The following is a 17,957-nucleotide window of genomic DNA, read 5'->3' as shown; positions in this document are numbered from 1 at the left end:
ACTTAAGAGAAGTTAAACATTCTCTTACCCTTACCTCAATTCCAAGGATTAAGTTTTGCCTCGTTGCAAGCCTTAATCCTTTTCTTTTTTAATAAAAATTAATTTATTATAAATAATTATGTTATAATGAAATTGGAATATAGTTTTAATGGTTAGAAGGAGGGAATTTTATGTTAGAAAAAATTCGGCTACGAAAGCCCTTAGACCAAAAAGTTGCTGTTGGCGACATGATTACTTATCAAACCACCTCCTTTATTATTATCAATATTTTAGATGTTGGGCTGGCTTCCTGGGGAAAGGAAAGTATTTTTGCTGTTTACACTTGCCTAGTCCAACAGTTAAACAGTCCTAATTTGTCGGAAAATTATACTACTACCCAAACAGAGTTAGCCTATGAACTAAACGAGCAACGCAACATCTCGCGGGTAGGAGATATCATTTATGATGAGAATACTGGCATTTGGGTGCAGGTCAATGCCATCTTGGCAATTAGATATGAAGATGAAAAAATCTATGTGAAATATGAGTTTGATCCGATTCCAGAGTGGAGTCCAAAAGAAATCAGCAAACTTCAAGATAAGCGCAGGTTACAGTTAATGAAGCTAGTAAAGCATGAGCAAAAGCGGTGATGAGAACAATCACCGCTTTTTATTAAAATAAAATAAAAATAATTGTTGAAAGATTAGAAGTCACCGGTTATAATATGATAAACTCTAGGTGTGTAAGGAGGAAATTATTATGACAACTAACTGTATGAGTAATTATAGCTATGGCCCTAATTGTTTTGATGAATTACCCGCGATTCTAGCCGGGTATGGTTTTACAAAGGTCGTCTTTATTGGGGGTAAACGGGCCCTCGCTAGTTCTCAAACTGAGGTTAAACAGGTTCTTAGTCAAGCCAATGTAGAGGTAACGGCTAGTTTAGTCTATGGGGTTGAATCTACCCAGGCTAACATCGATAGACTAGTTGCAACTGAGGAAGTCGCTGCTGCGGACGTTATCTTTGGTTTTGGCGGAGGCAAGGCCTTAGATACAGCTAAAATGGTGGCAATGGAGTTGGCTAAACCAATCTTTACTTTTCCAACAATTTGTTCTAACTGTTCCGCCGGAACTGCTGTGGCCGTCATTTATCACGATGATGGCTCATTTGACCGCTATGGATTTCCTCCGGTCCCACTACATGTTTTTATTAACACCCAGGTAATTGCTAATGCACCTGCCAAGTATTTTTGGGCTGGGATTGGTGATGGGATTAGTAAAGCCCCTGAAGTAGCCCACTGTGTAGCTCACGCCAAGGAAACGGGCATGGAGCTTCCTCATACCGCTACGCTAGGAGCAGCGATTGCAGCCTCATCTAAGGGTGCCTTTTATCAATATGGTCCTCAGGGAATCGCAGATGTTAAAAATAACTTAGCGAGTCGGGCGGTTGAAGAAGTTGCTTTAGATATTGTTGTTTCTACTGGTTATGCCTCGAATTTAGTTAACCAAAAGGAATTTTACTTTAACTCCTGTCATGCCCATGCTTTTTATAATGCTACCACTGCTATTAAGCGTGAGGGAGAGTACCTCCACGGACAAATTGTTTCGTTTGGGGTCCTGGTGTTACATGCTTACTATCAGGAAGATGAGGAATTGCAAAGGGTGCTGGCTTTTAACCACCGCTTAGGCTTGCCGGTGACCTTGGCTCAGTTGGGATTAAGTCAGGCTGATATTCCGAAGTTGGTCGAGGTAGCAATGACCACTAACGAGTACAAACACCTTCCATTTGAGCCAGACCAATTCGCGGCTGCAATTAAGCGGGCCGATGAGTTGGGACAGGCATTGAGTTAAACTTAGCAAATTAAGACTGGTTAGGGTTGCTAACCGGTTTTTTATTGGGCTTAAAACGTTAAAATTTTACTATCAAAGTTAGGATAAGTGGGTTAAACTAAGCTTAAAACTAATGCGAGGATGATTTGGATGGCAATTTTTTTGCAGGTAATGGTACCGGTGTTATTGATTTATTTGAGTGGTTTTTTGCTGCAAAAAGCACTCAAATTAGACATTAAACCAATTTCAACACTGGCAATGTATTTATTGTTACCCTTTTTAGTTTTTAAAACTTTTTATGAGCGCAAGTTGGATTCAAATTTTGGCTATATTTTAGTGATAACATTGGTTATTATGTTAGCCTTGCTAGGATTAGGTCTGATAATTGCGAACATACTTCACTATAACCAAAAGAAACTTAACGCCTTTTTATTAACAACGATTTTTTCTAATAGTGGTAATTTTGGGGTGCCCCTTGCCTTATTTGCCTTTGGAAATAGTGCCATGAAGTACGCCATGCCCATTATGATTATTCATACCATTTATATGGGGGTAGTTGGAATTTACATCGCTGCCAGTGGCTCTGGCAAGCAGCAAACAATTGGCTATGCTTTGGGCAGTGTCTTTAAACAGCCGATGAACTATGTGATTGTTCCCGGCATTTTATTAAATCGGTGGGGAATTACACTTCCAGAAAATCTTATGAAGTGGATTGACATGATTAGTAAGACAGCCATTCCGATTATTATGTTGGCTTTGGGGATGCAGTTAGCCAATGTGGTCGCAAGTAAAATTGATTGGACCAGCGTTGGTTTTGCCAGCTTTGTTAAGCTAATTGTTGCACCATTACTGGCTTACCTAATTTGTCTAGCTTTTCCTATCAACCCCTTATTGCGTAATATTATCGTGATTATGACTGCGATGCCTAGCGCGGCTAATACCACGATTTATGCAATTCAATACAATGCCGAGCCGGACTATGTCTCAGCTTGCACCTTTGTTTCAACTATCCTAAGTTTTATTAGCTTAACCTTTTTACTCAATTTGGTAGTATAAATAATGAGGTCGGAACTCTCTTTAGTCAAGTAGTTTCCGACCTCATTTTTAATAGGCGTAATAGGTGATTGTACGTTGCTTTAAATCTTGGAGCTGGCGGTGATTGTTGGGATAATCTTGGTGGATGACTTGATAGTCACTGGGGTTGATGGTAGCCGGTTGGGCTAAGACCACCCAAGTTACATCCGGTAATAAGGGCGGGGTAGTTAGACTGCCTTGGTATTGATAGTAAGCTAGTTGTTTTTCAAAAAGCTTGCTAAAAGCACTAGTAGTGGCCTGGCCTTTGTACAGGCTATCCCAATTACGTTTAGGAGCTTCTTCGCTAATATTAGCCAGTAAGGCTAGCACTAAGGTGTGTTTTTTTGCATCCTGGCAGACAAAATGTAGTTCACACTTTGCTGGTTGCTGATTTAAATAGTGCTCACTGCCATCGTGAAAGTGCATTTTTTGCAAAAAATAAGTTTTCTTTCCTAGCTGAATCGTACCAGTAAGTAAAAATTGCGGCCCGTTTGCCTGGTCCTTCTTTTTAACTAGACCGTTGGTGAGGTTAACCGTTAGGGGTTGATCAGCAACTGATTTAAATTGGCAAGTAGGGGTAGCTATGTTAATGGGGGATTCTAAGTTACTTAGGCGGGGCCACTGGTCTTGTAGCTGGTAATCTAATTTTGACATCAATAATCAGTCCTTTACTAATAATTGTATCGGTACGCTTAGCTTTTTTTGAAGTGTTTGGCTACCAAATTATGCTTACTCTTACTATAATTAACTTTAAATTAGAAAGCAATAAGAGTAGGTGGTTGAAATTAATAAAACATTTTTATTAGCAGCTGATTTGGCCGGAATTGGTAGCATGTCTTTGAGTAGTGCGGTAACTATTATGCAGCTGTTTGGAGTTAACTTGGCGCTTAGCCCAACCGTCTTATTATCCACTCAAAGTGAAGGCTTTGGTAAGACCGCTAAACTTAATACGGCTGCCTTTTTACAGCACAGTTTTAGCCACTGGCACCAAATAGGACAAGAGTTTAGTGGGACGCTAGTTGCTTATTATGAAGATGAACAAGTCGGAGCTTTGTTAAAACAGTGGTTAGTAACAACTAAACCGCCCTTAGTAATCTATGATCCCGCTTGTGCAGATCAGGGTGCACTTTACCCTAATATTTCTGTAGAGTTACTAAGTCAGAAAAAAGAGTTACTCACCTTGGCTGACGTTATCTGTCCTAACCTAACGGAGGCGAGCTTACTGACGGGAATTAAATCAGCTGCAAGTAAGCCTGAACTGTATATGAAGCTATTACAGGCTTTAGCCACTAGTAATCCTAGGGCTGACATAGTTATTACTGGAATTAGTCTTGGTGAAAAAAGAGGGTGTGTCTGGTTAGACCAGGGTAAGTTACAATATGCACTAACACCAACTTTAGCGAGTCATTTTTATGGGGCAGGGGATGTCTTTAGCGCTTTGCTAAGTGGCTTTTTACTTAAGGGTCTTTCCTTTTCAAAAGCAATTAGGGTAACAACAAACCTGCTTTATTCTACCTTAGTAGCCAATTTAAACAGTGACCGGGCTGATAGCTATGGACTCGATTTAAGTTCCTTGCTGGCAGAGTTTATTTTGAGAAAGGATGATTTTGATGACGTCATTAACTAAAAAAATTGCACTACTTGGGATTATTACCGCTGCAAACGTGGTAATTGCCCGGACCTTTTTAATTCCAATTCCATTTACGCACGGCAATATCAACCTTTGTGATGCAGGAATTGTCTTAGCGGCGCTTTTATTCGGTAGCCGGGCTGGCGGAGTTGTTGGGGCACTAAGCGGTTTATTACTTGACCTGATTTCGGGTTACCCTCAATATATGTTCTTTTCCTTACTAGCCCATGGAACTGAGGGATACATTATTGGGCAGTTAGGTCAAAAAAGGCAGTGGTTGGGGCCCTTAGCGGGAACCTTAGTGATGGTTACAGTTTATTTCGGAGCCGATAGCTTCCTTTATACGGTTCCAACTGGCTTAGTGGGTATCCCCTTAAACTTGCTTCAAGGTGTGATTGGGGTAACTGTTGGTTATTTATTAGTCGTAGGTTTGAATAAACGCCTGGCCTTCTGAATATAAAATTCACACTTTCTTCGCTGTTTTTAGTTATTTTAGTGGTAAACTAACAGTTGAGGTGAGAGTGATGAGAAGGTTGACGCGTGAATATAGTTTTTTATTGATATTGATTGTGTTAATTAGAGAAATTAGTCTACCATATTTCATGGGCTTTTTTAGTGCTAATAGTAAGATTCAGTTGCTAAGTGAATTGGGGAGTAATAAGTTTCCCTTCCACCAAGCCTTTGACCGTTGGGAATTTATTGATGGCATTTTGTTTATGCTAGGGGCTTATTACATTTACTTGTGGGCACAAAGACAGGCTGCAAGTAGGTATGCTAAACCATTAGCCTTATTAGTAGCCCTGTATGGATTAGGAGATTGTTTGCTGACCTCGATATTTGTGTATTCAGGTTCAACCTTTGCTAACTGGCACAGTTTCTTACACAGTATTGCTTCTGTGTTGGGTTATTTAGGCCTTTATTTAGCTAACTTATTAATTGCTAAAATTAAGCATGATAATCGGTTCTTAGTAGCGGTTATCTGGGGTAGTCAGTTGTTGAGTCTAGGCTTAAATTTATTAATGGAATCGCCGTTAGTAACCAAGGCTAGCACCGTAGGGTTGTTACAGTGCGTAGCATTGGATTTGATGTATTTGCCCTTGCTAATCTTAGCTTGCTTGGAGTTACACCACAAGTTAGCCTTAATAAGGGTGCGTAATTAAAAGCTACTTAGCCAGTCTAAGTGGCTTTTTTAGTAGCGCTTGTTATTTTGGGCTGTTCATTTTATATTTAAGTGTAGACTTAATTAGTTAGAGGGATTTAGATGACGAGAAAAATTGGGATTTTTAGCGACGTTCACGGAAATTATACTGCACTAAAGGCAGTGTATGAGGATGCATTGGCGTTAGGGGTTGATGATTTTTGGTTTTTAGGTGACTTATTTTCACCTGGGCCAGGAGCTCAAGACTTGTGGGAACTGTTTACCCAAATGAATCCTAGCTATTGTTTGCGGGGAAATTGGGATGACCTGTTAGTCAATTCGATTGCAGGGCGGTTACCAACCGATAAGGAAAGTAAAATCTACTTTGCCAAGTTAGCCCAAACCCTGGCTAAACGACTAGCACCAGAGGTGGTAATGGAAATCGAGCGCTGGCCTTTGGCAAAGCAAGTAGAGCTAGCTGGGTTAAAAGTTGGCTTGTCCCATAATTTGCCTACCTTTAACCACGGCCAGTCTTTATATCCGCTTGCTGACCAAGCTAACTTTGATCAGTTATTTGAGTTAAAACCAGATTTAGATTTGGCAGTTTATGCTCACGTGCACCATCCGCTTATGCGTTATAGTAGTCAAGAACAGCTGATTTTTAATCCAGGCTCAGTCGGCCAGCCGTTTAGTCAGCATCCTATCTTCCAGGCTGATTTACGGGCTAATTACTTAGTTTTGACCTTGGCAGAAAAAAAGCTAACTGAGGTTGATTTTCGAAAGGTAGACTATGACCACCAAGCAGAGCTTAAGCGGGCGCAAGCAGTGGAGCTTCCGTACTTAGACTTGTATGAAGAACAACTCGAAAGTGGGCGGATTCACAGCCATGATTATCAACTATTGGCTAAAATTAATACTGAGCGTGGTTACCGGCAAGATGTACTAGCTTATAACCAGGCAAAAAAACGTTTTAAAAATTAAAAAGACTGTTTAAATGAAAATAACATGCTATACTAATAGTAGCGTAGTTGCGAGCTTTTGAGGAAGTTAAATCTCAAGAGCTCATTTTATTTTTGGAGGAATTTTTCATGAATGAGACAGTTTCGCGGAAAACCAATATTTCCGTAGCTTCTGTGGGGATTTTAACCTTTACGGGAATTTTGATTGAAACTTCCCTTAACGTAACCTTCCCCACTTTAATGTCAACTTTTAATGAACCCTTAGCAGTAGTGCAATGGTTGACGACTGGCTACCTATTAATGGTGACTTTGATGATGGGAGCAACCGCCTTTTTACTAAAAAGGTTTAAGGCCCGGCGGTTATTTTTAGTGGCAAGCAGCCTAGCTATTATCGGTGGAATCTTATGTTTATTTGCTCCTGAGTTTTGGTTGTTAATGTTAGGCCGATTACTACAAGCAGCTGCTACCGGAATTGCTACCCCGTTAATGTTTTCGGTCGTCTTTAATAAGGTTCCCGCCAAGAAATGGGGGACTTACACGGGAATTTGTGCAATGTTAATTTCACTTGCACCAGCTTTGGGTCCGACTTATGGGGGAATAATGAATCACTACCTAACTTGGCGTTACTGCTTTGTGTTTGTAGTAATCTTATTAGGTTTAGCTTTAGTGGCAGGCTTACTTAACTTTGAGGATAATGAAACCTATCCACAAACTAAGTTCAACCTCCTAAGTTTTATCTACTTAATTTCTTTTCTAACTAGCCTGGAATTTGGGTTGCAACAACTCAGTTCCCGCCTAGGCTTAGCGGTGGGGTTAATTATTCTTAGTTTGGTGTGCTTGGCCTTGTTTATCTTTAGGTCACTAACCAAGGCTAACCCCCTAATTGATTTAAGGATTTTAAAGGATTCTTATGTTAGTTGGCGGCTTGTAGACTACTTTGGCTTGCAGTTTACCAATATTTCCTTATCTTTCATTATTCCGATTTTTGCCGAGAATTACCTACACGTCAATTCTTTGGTGGCTGGTTTAATGTTACTACCAGGTTCATTAGCTGGTGCAATAATTGCTCCGCTGTCTGGACGCTGGTACGATAAGAGTGGGGCTAATAAACCGATTCCACTGGGGAACTTTTTGATGCTATTAGGGGCAGTGTTATTTGCCGGTTTGACTAAGCAGCTAACGGTTGCTTTGATTGTAATCTTTTATATCTTCACCCGAGCTGGGTTTAACACCGCGTTTGGGAACGTTATGACTGATTCAGGTAAGGCTGTACCACTAGCTAAAAAAGCGGATCAAAATTCACTCTTTAGTATGTCGCAACAGTATGCTGGGTCACTGGGAACTGCTATTATTTCGGGCATTTTGACTTTTGCCCAAAAGGGTAGCAATACGTCCTTACAGGCAATTAAAGTTGGAAGTCAGTTGAGTTTTGGTTTTTTAGCCATAATTTCATTTATCGGCCTGCTTAGTGTTATAATCCTGCATAAGAGACACGTGCCGGCCAAAAAACAATTTGATAAGTAAGAAGTTTAGGCCTTCTTTCCCAACGTTTAGGGAAAGAAGGTTTTTTAGTACGGATTTAGGGTTAAATGCTGATGGAAAAATGGCTGGTTAGTAAGGTTAAGTAAATATAAAAACGTATTTCAAGTTAAAACGCTGATAAGTGCTGATTTGATTGGAGCAAATGCTGATTAATTAGGTTCAAAATAACGAAACCGTGCTAGAATATAGGTGTAGAAAATGATAAGGTTTTCACAAAGTTAGGAAGTGAACTAGATGCCTAAAGATACGGGAATCATTTTTAACATCCAACATTTCTCGATTCATGATGGTCCAGGAATCCGGACCACTGTTTTTCTAAAGGGCTGTCCGTTACATTGTCCCTGGTGCGCTAATCCCGAGTCACAAAAACGCCAACCAGAAGAAATGCTAGATAGTCAAACCAAGCGGCCAGTCATTATGGGCGAGGAAAAATCAGTTGCAGAGATTATGACCGAGGTCAAAAAAGACCAGCCTTTCTATGAAGAGTCTGGGGGAGGCTTAACCCTTTCTGGGGGTGAAATTTTTGCTCAGTATGAATTCGCTAAGGAAATCCTCAAAGCAGCTAAAGAGGCAGGAATTCATACCGCAATTGAAACAACTGCTTACGTTCAAACCAAAAAGTTCCTTGACTTAATCCAGTATGTTGATTTTATCTACACTGATTTAAAGCATTACGATTCAGCCAAGCATCAGCGGGTGGTTGGTGGTGGTAACGAACTAATTATTAGAAATATTACTGCCGCCTTTGCAGCTGGTAAGCAAATTGTGCTACGAATTCCGGTGATTCCAGATTTTAACGACTCGTTAGAGGATGCAGAGCAGTTTGCACAACTTTTTGACCAAATGAAAGTTAAGCGGGTGCAACTGTTACCGTTTCACCAATTTGGACAAAACAAATACCGGTTACTTAAGCGCCAGTACACAATGGCAGCTTATCAAGCCTTACATCCCGAGGATTTAAAAGATTATCAAGCGGTTTTCTTACACCATGACATAGATTGTTATTTCTAAGGAGGAAAAAACGATGGCAACAGCACTTTTAACCCAAAAATATACTAACGATGTTCAAACAAACTCTCAGAAGCATTTTGGCTACTTAACTCCACGAATGTATGCTTATCGCGATAAAGTCCTTAATAAAAAACCGTATATTGATGCTCAACGAGCTTTACTTGCAACCGAAGCTTACCGTAAGTACCAAGCACAGCCGGTGGTTTTAAAACGAGCTTACATGTTAAAAAATATTTTAGCCAAAATGTCGCTATATATTGACGATGAAACTTTGATTGTCGGTAACCAAGCTTCGGGTGACAAGGATGCGCCGATTTTTCCTGAGTATACTTTGGAATTTGTTTTGGATGAACTAGACAAGTTTGAAAAACGCGATGGGGATGTCTTTTATATTACCGAAGAAACCAAGCAACAGCTTAAAAAAATTGCCCCGTTTTGGGAGCAAAATAATTTGCGGGCACATGCGGATACAATGCTTCCCAAAGAGGTACAAGTTTACATGCAAACCGGATTCTTTGGGATGGAAGGTAAGATGAACTCGGGGGATGCGCACCTAGCAGTTAACTACCAAAAGTTATTAAAGCTGGGTTTAGTCGGTTTTGAAGAACAGACCAAAAAGGCTAAGGCCAACTTGGATTTAACTAAACCAGATAGCCTAGATAAGTATCATTTCTACGACGCAATCTTAATTGTGATTGAAGCGGTTAAAGATTATGCTCACCGATTTGCAAAGTTAGCGCGGTCCCAAGCGAAAACGGCTTCAAACCAGCGGCAAAAAGAGTTACTACAAATTGCAGCGACTTGCGACCGGGTGCCTTATTACCCAGCGCAAACCTTTGCGGAGGCAGTACAAGCGGTGTGGTTTATTCAATGTATTCTCCAAATTGAATCTAACGGCCACTCCCTGTCTTACGGACGCTTAGACCAGTATTTGTACCCATATATGAAAGCGGATTTAGATGCGGGAATCGAAACGGAAGCTAGTGTCGTAGAACGACTCACTAATCTTTGGATTAAGACGTTAACTATTAACAAGGTTAGAAGCCAAGCCCATACTTTTTCTTCGGCTGGCTCACCTCTTTATCAAAACGTCACAATTGGTGGCCAAACTAGGGACAAGCAAGATGCAGTTAACCAATTATCGTTTTTAGTTTTAAAGTCAGTTGCACAAGCGCACTTACCTCAGCCTAACTTAACTGTCCGTTACCATGCTAAATTAAACCCCGACTTTATGAATGAGGCTATTGAAGTCATGAAGCTGGGATTTGGGATGCCTGCCTTTAATAACGACGAAATCATCATTCCTTCCTTCATTAAGAAAGGGGTAAAGGAAGCAGATGCGTATGATTACTCAGCCATTGGTTGTGTTGAAACGGCAGTTCCTGGTAAATGGGGTTATCGGTGTACCGGGATGAGTTATATGAACTTTCCAAGGATTTTACTGATTGCAATGAATCGGGGAATTGACAAGACGTCTGGTGAGCGGTTTGCTCCTGACTATGGCTATTTCCCAAAGATGAAGTCCTATGCCGAATTAAAAGAAGCCTGGGATAAAACTGTTCGCTACCTAACGAAGATGAGTGTTATCGTTGAAAATGCGGTTGATTTGACTTCTGAGCGGGAAGTGCCTGACATTTTATGTTCTGCTTTAACGGACGATTGTATCAAACGGGGTAAGCACATTAAGGCAGGCGGAGCCGTCTATGATTTTATTTCTGGTTTGCAAGTGGGAATTGCCAACCTAGCAGATTCTCTAGCTGCAATCAAGAAGTTGGTCTTTGAAGAACATAGGATAAGTCCTAAGGAACTATGGGCGGTTTTAGATAGTGATTTTGCCGGTAAACGCGGGGAAGAAATTCGCCAAATGTTAATCAATGATGCCCCTAAATATGGTAACGACGATGACTACGCTGATCAATTAGTGAGAGCTTGCTATGACGTTTACGTCGACGAAATTGCCAAGTATCCGAATACGCGCTATGGTCGGGGACCAATTGGGGGGATTCGTTACTCTGGAACTTCCTCAATTTCTGCAAACGTGGGTCAAGGCTACGGAGCAATGGCGACACCGGATGGACGGCACGCTAAAGCCCCACTAGCTGAAGGGTGTTCGCCTGCCCACAACATGGATAAACAAGGACCAACCTCAGTTTTAAAGTCTGTGTCTAAATTACCAACCGAAGAAATTGTAGGTGGGGTATTACTCAATCAAAAGGTTAACCCACAAACACTGGCTAAGCCAGAAGACAAACAAAAATTGATTATGCTGTTGAAGACTTTCTTCAACAGGTTACATGGCTACCATATTCAATATAACGTTGTGTCTAGGGAAACGCTGATTGATGCTCAAAAACATCCGGAAAAACACCGGGATTTAATTGTCAGAGTGGCAGGGTATTCGGCCTTCTTCAATGTTTTATCTAAGGCGACTCAAGATGATATTATTGCGCGGACTGAACAAGCAGTCTAATTTAAATAAAGGTGGAAAAACTAATGGAATTTATGATTGACTCACTAAACATTGCTGAAATTAAGAAATGGGCGCAAATCTTGCCCCTGGCAGGAATTACTTCTAACCCAACGATTGTTAAAAAGGAAGGGGCAATTGACTTTTTTGCTCAGGTTAAAACGGTTCGACAAATTATTGGTCCCACTCCAAGTATCCATGTTCAAGTGGTTGCTTCCGATTGCGAGGGAATAATTGCGGATGCTCATAAGTTAAAAGAACAGTTGGGTGGTAACCTCTACATTAAGGTACCGGTGACAACCGAAGGCTTAAAAGCCATCAAGCAGCTTAAGCAAGAAGGGTTCCAAATTACGGCGACAGCCATCTATACTAGCTTACAAGGCCTGCTTGCACTAGAGGCGGGAGCGGATTATCTAGCTCCTTACTACAACCGGATGGAAAATCTCAACACTAATCCCTTAGAGGTTATTGATCAGTTAGCCTTAGCGATTGAAAGAAAGCACAGCCAAGCTAAGATTTTAGCTGCTAGTTTTAAGAATGTTGGCCAAGTAACGAGCGCTTTAGCCCACGGAGCACAAGCTGTTACCGCAAGTCCAGCTATTTATGAAGCTGGTTTTGCAAATCCGGCTATTGCCAAGGCCGTAGCTGACTTTGCTAATGATTGGCAAGCAACTCAAGGCAGAAATAGGATTTAATTAATGAGGAATAACTTGTACTTGCTATGAGTTATTCCTCTTTGTGTTAAAATTATTAGTGAGGGGGGATTTTTTTGTACTCACAGACCCAACGCCTAGAAGAAATAAAACAGCTTTTAGCTAAAAAACACCAACTGACAACTAGACAGTTAGCCCACCACTTTGGGATTGCTTTTGATACTGCGCGCCGGGATGTCTTAAAGCTGACTTCGACTGGTCAAGCAGTACGAATTCATGGTGGCCTAATGGAAGCTAAGCTTAACAATGTACCAGGCTTCGTCACTAGAACCCACATCCAGTCTCCAATTAAGGCCAAAATGGCTAAGCTTGCCAGTCAAGAAGTCCATCCAGGCGGTCTATATTTTATTGGGGCTTCGACTACGTTAATGCAAATGTGTGAACTTTTAGGGCAGGTTAATACTACCGTGGTCACCAATTCGATTGATAATGCCATTAGGTTAACTCTGCACGAATTACCTGCAGTTGAATTATTGGGAGGTAAAATTGATAAAGGGAACCGTTACACCTATTCGCTAGAAACGTTAGCTAAATTAGATAATTATACTTTTGACGCTGCTTTCTTGGGGACGTCAAAGATTCAGGCCGATGGGATTACGATTGTCGATGCTTACGATGCAACTATTATAAAAAAGGTCATCGCGCGCTCTAAGAAGGTGGTCCTTGTCGCCCAAAAATATAAATTTGAGGCCCAAAATTCTTCTCCGTATAAATCTGCTGATCTTAAGGATATTGACGTTTTGATCACGGATGAGCCTTTATCAGCTCAGTACCGTGCTTACTTTAAACCCGATTTAAAAGTGAAGTATGTTAAAGATTAGTAAGAAGTGGGGAATGGCTGCAGACTAATTATTAGACTGGATTATCGAATTACAAAGTATTGCCCAAGCGGGTCTGACTTATGGTAAAGATATTTATGACCGCGCACGTTACCAGCGCCTGCGTGAAATTGCTGCGGAGATGATGGCCCAAAAGAGTGGTCTTTCTTTGGAACAAGTGACAGGCTTGTTTTGTAGCGACAGTGGTTACCAAACACCCAAGTTAGACACCCGGGCAGCCATCTTTAAGGATGATAAAATACTACTGGTTCATGAAAACGACGGTAGCTGGTCACTTCCAGGTGGGTGGGTAGAAGTAAATCTGTCCCTTAAAGAAAATACGCTCAAGGAAATCAAGGAGGAGACAGGTCTAGATGCTAGCGTAGAGCGGATTATTGCCCTTCACGATCGAAATAAGCATAATCCCCCTAAATATGCGTACGGCGTTTGCAAAGTCTTTGTCCTCTGCCAGGCAAGGAGTGGTAGTTTTAGCAAAAATATTGAAACTACCGGTTACGCCTACTTTGCCGAAAATAACTTACCCCAACTTGCCCTGGCCAAAAATAATGAAGAGCAAGTTAAAATGTGTTTTCAAGCTTACTGCGATCCTAACTGGGAGCCTGTTTTTGATTAGGTGTAATATCCAGCTACTTTAAAATGAGTAGCTGGATTATTTTTTGATGTAATTTGAGGTAGCGAAAAGTTTAGCGAGTTTTCATGGGCTAGGAGGTGATTTTCAATTATGTTTGAAAATAAACAAAGACCAACGTGGATGGATATTGACGATACAGATTGCCTGTCTCCTAAGGAGGAGAAGCAATTAAGAAAAAAGATTGCAGAGAGGGAGAAGAACGACCCTGAGTTGCGTCGAAGGTTAAAAGAATTTGACGACTATGTAAAAGAGAATTATCTAAAATAAAAAGGTTGGGAAAACAACTACAACAAAAAATTGCTAGGAACTATATTTTCAAGTGTCAGTTTATATACCTTTTGTTATATTAGCTTTGAAACATTTCTGTCTACAGTATTAGTTCCGTGAGTTTCACTTTTGCGCACGTATTATGTCTAGGAAGTTTAAAATCATACCTATCTGCTTCATTTTAAAATTCAATTGAAAAAGGCGCCAACTTAGCTTTCAGAAGTTAGCACCTTAAATAAGTTCTATTTTTCTTGGGAATCTTTGACGAAGTAAGATAAGCAGTTAATAACGATAAAACCGCCAATCATTGGAATTAAGCCGGAAAGCTTAGCGTCAAAGGTGTAGCCACTTAAAGCGGAAACGATGTAGCCTAAGACTTCACCGTAGATGAATCCCCAAAATAAAATTGTTAATTGTTTTCCCATCATGAGCACCTCACAATATATAAGTAGTTTAACACATTTGTCCTAAAAAAGCATAAGAAAATTTTTACGAGAAATTTGTTATAATAACCTTAGTAGTTAAATGAGTAAAGGGCAAAGGAAGGTGAGAGAATGTTTTCACCCTTACAGGTAATTAGTTCTTATAGTTTGTTGCAATCTGGTTTGAGAATTGAAGATTATGTTCAAGCGGCTAAAAAATTAGGTTATCAGGCGCTAGCATTGACCGACTACAACGTAATGTATGGGGCATTGACTTTTTATCAAGCGTGTCTACGGGCAAATATTAAACCGTTGGTGGGGATAACACTTCAGCTTACCAGTAGTCAAAGTGATTTAATAACCAGTGATATTGTGTTGCTTGCTAAGAATGCAGCTGGCTATCAAAATTTGATGAAGCTATCTTCCTTGAAGTTAGCTAAACCTGAAGGAGTCAGTCTAACTTTAGAGCAAGTTGATGCTAATTTAAGTGATTTGATAGTAATCCTGCCCCCAAACTTGACTTATCTTATCGCTAGCAATCCTGCTGCTAATTTAACCTGGCTTACAGCTTTAAAGGCACGAGTGGCGTCTAATTTGTACTTTGGAATTGAAGCCAATTTTGATGAATTTAGCAAGCAAACGCTTATCAAATTGGCCGAACAGCTAGACTGCAAATTAGTGGCAAGTTTGCGAGTTGAATACCTTGAACCTAAAGATATTTTACAACAGGAAGTCTTGGCAGCACTAAAGAGCGGGCGTACCTTAAAAGAAGCAGATTTACAAGGCAAGCAAAGGGGTAAACATTACTTGAAGAGTCCTACCCAGGTTGAAGCAGAGTATGAGCAAGCAGGGCTTACAGAAGCTTATGCTAATGTTGCTGAGCTTTGCCAGCAAGTTGATTTGCAGCTAGAATTTACTAAAACAAAATTGCCCCATTTTAAGACGCCAAGTGGCTTAGATTCGGAAAGTTACTTACGTAAGCTGTGTGTAGAGGGATTGGACGTTAAGCTTAGAAAAGCGACTGTTAATGAAACTAAACCTTACTTTGACCGGCTGGAATCTGAGTTGGCTGTTATTAATAAGATGGGGTTTGACGATTACTTTTTGATTGTGGCCGATATTACCAACTTTGCTCGGAGTCAAAAAATTATGCTAGATCCTGGGCGGGGATCAGCAGCTGGTTCATTGGTGGCATACAGTTTAGGAATTACGGATGTTGACCCGTTAAAGTACCAGTTGCTATTTGAGCGCTTTTTAAATGAGAAGCGGGCGCAAATGCCAGATATTGATATCGATTTGCCGGATAATCGCCGGGATGAAGTTATCAGCCATTTAAAAAAACAGTATGGTCAAAACCACCTGGCACAAATTATTACCTTCGATACGTTTGGGGCGCGGCAGGCGCTCCGGGATGTTGGCCGGGTGTTAGAACTTAATAGCTTTGAGTTAGAAAAATGGAGCCAAGCGATTCCGCGGGTCTTTAAAATTAGCTTAAAAGAGGCTTATGAACAGTCTCAAAGTTTGCGTAACTTAGTGAATGATAGCCCGAAAAATAAATTGTTGTTTCGGCTAGCGTTAAGTTTAGAGGGGCTACCAAGGCATTACTCCAAACACGCTGCGGGAATAATTTTAAGCGATACAGACTTAGTTGAAACTGTTCCGTTGCACATGGGGAATGATGGAATTTGGCTTAGTCAGTATGCTAAAAAGCAGGTAGAAGCGGTTGGACTTTTGAAAATTGACTTACTTGGGTTGCGCAACCTTAGTCTATTGGAACAGGCTTTAAGCTTAGTTAAGCGGGGATATCAAACGGAGCTTGACGTTAGGCAGATTGATTTAAATGATGAGCTGACCTTACAATTATTTGCTCGTGGTGATACGGCCGGAGTTTTTCAATTTGAATCGAGTGGAATTCGCAATGTGTTACGGAAACTAAGACCTACTTCTTTTGAAGATATTGCCGCAGTTAATGCTTTGTACCGTCCGGGTCCGTTAGCTAATATTGACGAGTTTATTGCTAGAAAGCATGGTCTCAAGCAGGTTACTTATCCTAACGATAATTTGAAGTCAATCTTGGGCCTGACTTACGGAATCATTGTTTACCAAGAACAGGTTATGCAAGTAGCTTCGACAATGGCAGGCTTTACTCTAGGAGAAGCCGATATTTTGCGCCGAGCAATTAGTAGCAAGAATGATCACCTAATTTTAGAGTTGAAAGACCAGTTTATCAAAGGTGCTAAAAAGTTAGGCTATGAGGTTTCCGTAGCTAAGCAGGTTTACGATTACATTGAACGGTTTGCTAACTACGGTTTTAACAGGTCGCACGCTGTTGCTTACTCTAAGTTTGCCTTTCAGCTGGCTTACATTAAGGCGCACTACCCAGCTGCTTTTTACACGGCCTTATTCAATTCACTACTAGCTAGTCCGAAAATAAGAGAGTATGTGATAGAAGCTAAGAAATACCAAGTTAATGTTAAGGGACCAAATATTAATTTGAGTCAAAAAGGTTTTACCTTGCGCCAAGGCCAAATTTACTTTGGGTTAGCAAGTATTAAAAAAATTCGCCGGGATTTTTGTGACGCCATCCTGTTGGAAAGACGACAAGCTGGTAATTACAAGGGATTTCAAGATTTCTTAGAAAGAATTCCTGAAAAATACCGGCAAGCGGCTTTGATTGAACCACTAATCTATGTGGGAGCCTTTGACGAGTTTGAGCCTAATCGTAAGCAATTACTGACTAACCTAGAAAGTCAGTTAAAGACCATTGAGCTGACCGATAGTCCAGTATTGCAATCCTTACTAGAAACGGTCGACCGTCCAGTAGAGCCCTTTAGCCTAGAAGAACAACTAGATAAAGAAAGTGAGTATTTGGGGCTAGTTATCTCGGGGCACCTACTTCAAAAATATAGTTGGATAAAAACCTTTTATCCGGTAACAGCCGTTGGCGATTTACAAGTAAACATGAAAGCACGCCTATTAGTTTACATCCGGAAAATAAAGGTAATTAGAACCAAAAATAATGAAGAAATGGCCTTCTTGACCGGGAGCGACGAAAGTGGCGAAGTAGACTTGACCCTTTTTCCCACCGAATTTAGACGCTACGGCTTACGTTTAAAGAAAGGCCAGTCACTTTTAGTTAGTGGGGAAGTGCAAGAACATAACGGACTATCGTTTATAGTTAAGCAAATTAAGTTTGCAGATTTAATGAAAAAAACTTGCTGGTATCTAAGGCTGACGCCGGAAAATAATGCCTTAGCCAAGTTAAAATTAACCAGTACGCTCCAAGCTAATCACGGCGAAACACCGGTGATTATTTATTATGAAAGCGCAGGGACTAAACGCCTTTTACATGAGCGTTACTGGCTAAGCACGGATGCTAGGTTAGAGGCCGAGCTTATCAATTTATTAGGTCAAGAAAATGTAGTTTTGAAAAAATGAAAAAGAGTATGAAAACA

At 40.6% G+C, this 17,957-nt stretch carries 17 protein-coding genes; 15 read left to right on the top strand and 2 right to left on the bottom strand.

Translation table 11 applies throughout. From position 1 onward, the window contains the following. Window positions 1–170 precede the first annotated feature (170 nt). From N4597_RS05735 to N4597_RS05725, 3 genes are all read left to right on the top strand, one after another. Window positions 171–629: a hypothetical protein gene (locus tag N4597_RS05735; protein WP_082174241.1), complete on the top strand. Its 459-nt coding sequence runs from the start codon at window positions 171–173 to the stop codon at window positions 627–629. A 109-nt stretch (window positions 630–738) separates the two neighbouring features. Beyond that, entirely contained in the window at window positions 739–1,830 is a 1,092-nt protein-coding gene (locus N4597_RS05730; protein WP_167588707.1) for an iron-containing alcohol dehydrogenase family protein, read from the top strand. Between the two features lie 129 nt (window positions 1,831–1,959). After that, the gene (locus N4597_RS05725) at window positions 1,960–2,865 is read left to right on the top strand and encodes an AEC family transporter (protein ID WP_094129404.1); all 906 of its coding nucleotides are present in this window, start codon (window positions 1,960–1,962) and stop codon (window positions 2,863–2,865) included. 48 nt (window positions 2,866–2,913) lie between these two features. Here N4597_RS05725 and N4597_RS05720 read toward each other — a convergent pair whose 3' ends face one another. Beyond that, window positions 2,914–3,537 (bottom strand): carbonic anhydrase family protein, encoded by a 624-nt coding sequence (locus tag N4597_RS05720; RefSeq protein ID WP_260902824.1) that lies wholly within the window; start codon window positions 3,535–3,537, stop codon window positions 2,914–2,916. A gap of 121 nt (window positions 3,538–3,658) precedes the next feature. Here N4597_RS05720 and N4597_RS05715 point away from each other — a divergent pair, with 121 nt between their 5' ends. The 11 genes from N4597_RS05715 to N4597_RS05665 all read left to right on the top strand — a co-directional run bounded on the left by N4597_RS05715 (window position 3,659) and on the right by N4597_RS05665 (window position 14,080). Then, window positions 3,659–4,510: a PfkB family carbohydrate kinase gene (locus N4597_RS05715; protein WP_260902823.1), complete on the top strand. Its 852-nt coding sequence runs from the start codon at window positions 3,659–3,661 to the stop codon at window positions 4,508–4,510. Continuing rightward, window positions 4,485–4,967 carry an ECF transporter S component gene (locus N4597_RS05710; RefSeq protein ID WP_167588711.1) on the top strand — a complete coding sequence of 161 codons (483 nt, stop codon included), beginning with the start codon at window positions 4,485–4,487 and terminating at the stop codon, window positions 4,965–4,967. The genes N4597_RS05715 and N4597_RS05710 overlap by 26 nt, the downstream gene beginning before the upstream one ends. 70 nt (window positions 4,968–5,037) lie before the next feature. Further along, entirely contained in the window at window positions 5,038–5,673 is a 636-nt protein-coding gene (locus N4597_RS05705; protein WP_167588712.1) for a DUF998 domain-containing protein, read from the top strand. A 101-nt stretch (window positions 5,674–5,774) separates the two neighbouring features. Then, the gene (locus tag N4597_RS05700) at window positions 5,775–6,632 is read left to right on the top strand and encodes a metallophosphoesterase family protein (RefSeq protein WP_260902822.1); all 858 of its coding nucleotides are present in this window, start codon (window positions 5,775–5,777) and stop codon (window positions 6,630–6,632) included. Window positions 6,633–6,739: 107 nt separating this feature from the next. After that, on the top strand, window positions 6,740–8,134 hold the full coding sequence (locus tag N4597_RS05695; protein ID WP_056976762.1) for an MFS transporter: 1,395 nt from the start codon (window positions 6,740–6,742) through the stop codon (window positions 8,132–8,134). A 252-nt stretch (window positions 8,135–8,386) separates the two neighbouring features. Next, window positions 8,387–9,163, top strand: a complete 777-nt coding sequence (locus tag N4597_RS05690; RefSeq protein WP_260902820.1) for a glycyl-radical enzyme activating protein — start codon at window positions 8,387–8,389, stop codon at window positions 9,161–9,163. A 13-nt stretch (window positions 9,164–9,176) separates the two neighbouring features. Beyond that, window positions 9,177–11,633 carry a glycyl radical protein gene (locus N4597_RS05685; protein WP_260902817.1) on the top strand — a complete coding sequence of 819 codons (2,457 nt, stop codon included), beginning with the start codon at window positions 9,177–9,179 and terminating at the stop codon, window positions 11,631–11,633. Between the two features lie 23 nt (window positions 11,634–11,656). Next, on the top strand, window positions 11,657–12,325 hold the full coding sequence (locus tag N4597_RS05680) for a fructose-6-phosphate aldolase (protein WP_260902815.1): 669 nt from the start codon (window positions 11,657–11,659) through the stop codon (window positions 12,323–12,325). A 74-nt stretch (window positions 12,326–12,399) separates the two neighbouring features. Next, the gene (locus tag N4597_RS05675; RefSeq protein ID WP_050612265.1) at window positions 12,400–13,164 is read left to right on the top strand and encodes a DeoR/GlpR family DNA-binding transcription regulator; all 765 of its coding nucleotides are present in this window, start codon (window positions 12,400–12,402) and stop codon (window positions 13,162–13,164) included. Window positions 13,165–13,204: 40 nt separating this feature from the next. Continuing rightward, the gene (locus N4597_RS05670; protein ID WP_260905232.1) at window positions 13,205–13,795 is read left to right on the top strand and encodes an NUDIX hydrolase N-terminal domain-containing protein; all 591 of its coding nucleotides are present in this window, start codon (window positions 13,205–13,207) and stop codon (window positions 13,793–13,795) included. 108 nt (window positions 13,796–13,903) lie between these two features. Next, window positions 13,904–14,080: a hypothetical protein gene (locus N4597_RS05665; protein WP_260902812.1), complete on the top strand. Its 177-nt coding sequence runs from the start codon at window positions 13,904–13,906 to the stop codon at window positions 14,078–14,080. A gap of 242 nt (window positions 14,081–14,322) precedes the next feature. Here the strand turns inward: N4597_RS05665 and N4597_RS05660 are convergent, their stop codons facing one another. Further along, window positions 14,323–14,505, bottom strand: a complete 183-nt coding sequence (locus N4597_RS05660) for a YjzD family protein (protein WP_050612253.1) — start codon at window positions 14,503–14,505, stop codon at window positions 14,323–14,325. A 129-nt stretch (window positions 14,506–14,634) separates the two neighbouring features. Between N4597_RS05660 and N4597_RS05655 the strand changes: the two genes are divergently transcribed. Beyond that, window positions 14,635–17,940, top strand: coding sequence for a DNA polymerase III subunit alpha (locus N4597_RS05655; RefSeq protein WP_260902811.1), 3,306 nt, complete (start codon window positions 14,635–14,637; stop codon window positions 17,938–17,940). The last annotated feature ends 17 nt before the right edge of the window (window positions 17,941–17,957 follow it).

The organism is Ligilactobacillus agilis, from assembly GCF_025311475.1.
Classification (GTDB): Bacteria; Bacillota; Bacilli; order Lactobacillales; family Lactobacillaceae; genus Ligilactobacillus; species Ligilactobacillus agilis.
The sequence above is the reverse complement of the archived record's forward strand: the minus strand, read 5'-3'. Positions and strand labels throughout refer to the sequence as shown.

Excerpts from the sequence above, each read along its gene's own strand:
- N4597_RS05730 (WP_167588707.1), top strand. The coding sequence starts at position 739 with ATGACAACTAACTGTATGAGTAATTATAGCTATGGCCCTAATTGTTTT.
- N4597_RS05695 (WP_056976762.1), top strand. The coding sequence starts at position 6,740 with ATGAATGAGACAGTTTCGCGGAAAACCAATATTTCCGTAGCTTCTGTG.
- N4597_RS05655 (WP_260902811.1), top strand. The coding sequence starts at position 14,635 with ATGTTTTCACCCTTACAGGTAATTAGTTCTTATAGTTTGTTGCAATCT.
- N4597_RS05690 (WP_260902820.1), top strand. The coding sequence starts at position 8,387 with ATGCCTAAAGATACGGGAATCATTTTTAACATCCAACATTTCTCGATT.
- N4597_RS05660 (WP_050612253.1), bottom strand. The coding sequence starts at position 14,505 with ATGGGAAAACAATTAACAATTTTATTTTGGGGATTCATCTACGGTGAA.
- N4597_RS05700 (WP_260902822.1), top strand. The coding sequence starts at position 5,775 with ATGACGAGAAAAATTGGGATTTTTAGCGACGTTCACGGAAATTATACT.
- N4597_RS05680 (WP_260902815.1), top strand. The coding sequence starts at position 11,657 with ATGGAATTTATGATTGACTCACTAAACATTGCTGAAATTAAGAAATGG.
- N4597_RS05720 (WP_260902824.1), bottom strand. The coding sequence starts at position 3,537 with ATGTCAAAATTAGATTACCAGCTACAAGACCAGTGGCCCCGCCTAAGT.
- N4597_RS05725 (WP_094129404.1), top strand. The coding sequence starts at position 1,960 with ATGGCAATTTTTTTGCAGGTAATGGTACCGGTGTTATTGATTTATTTG.
- N4597_RS05705 (WP_167588712.1), top strand. The coding sequence starts at position 5,038 with ATGAGAAGGTTGACGCGTGAATATAGTTTTTTATTGATATTGATTGTG.
- N4597_RS05685 (WP_260902817.1), top strand. The coding sequence starts at position 9,177 with ATGGCAACAGCACTTTTAACCCAAAAATATACTAACGATGTTCAAACA.
- N4597_RS05710 (WP_167588711.1), top strand. The coding sequence starts at position 4,485 with ATGATTTTGATGACGTCATTAACTAAAAAAATTGCACTACTTGGGATT.
- N4597_RS05665 (WP_260902812.1), top strand. The coding sequence starts at position 13,904 with ATGTTTGAAAATAAACAAAGACCAACGTGGATGGATATTGACGATACA.
- N4597_RS05735 (WP_082174241.1), top strand. The coding sequence starts at position 171 with ATGTTAGAAAAAATTCGGCTACGAAAGCCCTTAGACCAAAAAGTTGCT.